The following is a 1886-nucleotide window of genomic DNA, read 5'->3' on the forward strand; positions in this document are numbered from 1 at the left end:
ATGGTTAAGCTAATAAGAGCACACGGAGGATGCCTAGGCGCCAGGAGCCGACGAAGGACGTGGCGAACAACGAAACTGCCTCGGGGAGCTGTAAGCAAGCTTTGATCCGGGGGTGTCCGAATGGGGAAACCCAGCTGTGGTAATTCGCAGTTACTCATACCTGAATACATAGGGTATGCAGAGGCAGACCAGGGGAACTGAAACATCTAAGTACCCTGAGGAAGAGAAAACAATAGTGATTCCGTCAGTAGCGGCGAGCGAACGCGGAACAGCCTAAACCAAGGGGCTTGCCCCTTGGGGTTGTGGGACGTCTCACATGGAGTTACAAAGGAATATGGTAGGTGAAGAGGTCTGGAAAGGCCCGCGATAGAGGTAAAAGCCCTGTAACCTAAACTGTGTTCTCTCCGAGACGGATCCCGAGTAGTGCGGGGCACGTGAAACCCCGTATGAATCCAGCAGGACCATCTGCTAAGGCTAAATACTACCTGGCGACCGATAGTGAAACAGTACCGTGAGGGAAAGGTGAAAAGCACCCCGGAAGGGGAGTGAAATAGAACCTGAAACCGTGTGCTTACAAAAAGTCAGAGCCCGTTTTAGGGGTGATGGCGTGCCTTTTGTAGAATGAACCGGCGAGTTACGTTTAACATGCAAGGTTAAGGTGAGAAGCCGGAGCCGCAGCGAAAGCGAGTCTGAATAGGGCGACTAAGTATGTGGACGTAGACCCGAAACCGTGTGATCTACCCCTGTCCAGGGTGAAGGTGCGGTAACACGCACTGGAGGCCCGAACCCACGCATGTTGAAAAATGCGGGGATGAGGTGGGGGTAGCGGAGAAATTCCAATCGAACTCGGAGATAGCTGGTTCTCCCCGAAATAGCTTTAGGGCTAGCCTCGGTGAATGGAGTGGTGGAGGTAGAGCACTGATTGGGTGCGGGGCCCGCAAGGGTTACCAAGCTCAGTCAAACTCCGAATGCCATTAACTTCTTGCCGGGAGTCAGACAGTGAGTGCTAAGATCCATTGTCAAAAGGGAAACAGCCCAGACCATCAGCTAAGGTCCCCAAGTGTGTGTTAAGTGGGAAAGGATGTGGAGTTGCACAGACAACCAGGATGTTGGCTTAGAAGCAGCCACCATTGAAAGAGTGCGTAATAGCTCACTGGTCGAGTGACTCTGCGCCGAAAATGTAACGGGGCTAAACACACCACCGAAGCTATGGCTAGATGCTTTGCATCTGGGGTAGGGGAGCGTTGTATATACGTTGAAGGTGTACCGTAAGGAGCGCTGGAGAGTATACAAGTGAGAATGCCGGTATGAGTAACGAAAAGATCAGTGAGAATCTGATCCGCCGAAAGCCCAAGGTTTCCTGAGGAAGGCTCGTCCGCTCAGGGTAAGTCGGGACCTAAGGCGAGGCCGACAGGCGTAGTCGAAGGACAACAGTTTGAAATTACTGTACCACCGTAATCCGCTATGAGCGATGGGGTGACGCAGGAGGGTAGTGACGCGGACTGATGGATGTCCGTCTAAGCAGTGAGGCTGATGTGTAGGCAAATCCGCACATCATTAAGGCTGGGCTGTGATGGGGAGCGAAAATTATAGTAGCGAAGGTCATGATCTCACACTGCCAAGAAAAGCCTCTAGCCAGGAGAAGGTGCCCGTACCGCAAACCGACACAGGTAGGCGAGAAGAGAATTCTAAGGCGCGCGGAAGAACTCTCGTTAAGGAACTCGGCAAAATGACCCCGTAACTTCGGGAGAAGGGGTGCCTCGGTAGGGTGAATAGCCCGAGGGGGCCGCAGTGAAAAGGCCCAAGCGACTGTTTAGCAAAAACACAGGTCTGTGCGAAGCCGCAAGGCGAAGTATACGGGCTGACGCCTGCCCGGTGCTGGAAGG

1 rRNA gene is annotated in these 1886 nt (G+C 53.2%); it reads left to right on the forward strand.

The annotated features are described in order from the left end of the window. Positions 1 to 2: 2 nt before the first annotated feature. A 23S ribosomal RNA gene (locus tag A3848_RS26075) occupies positions 3 to 1886 on the forward strand; the annotation flags it as partial.

The sequence above is a fragment of the Paenibacillus sp. P32E genome (genome assembly GCF_001909085.1).
Classification (GTDB): Bacteria; Bacillota; Bacilli; order Paenibacillales; family Paenibacillaceae; genus Paenibacillus_AQ; species Paenibacillus_AQ helianthi.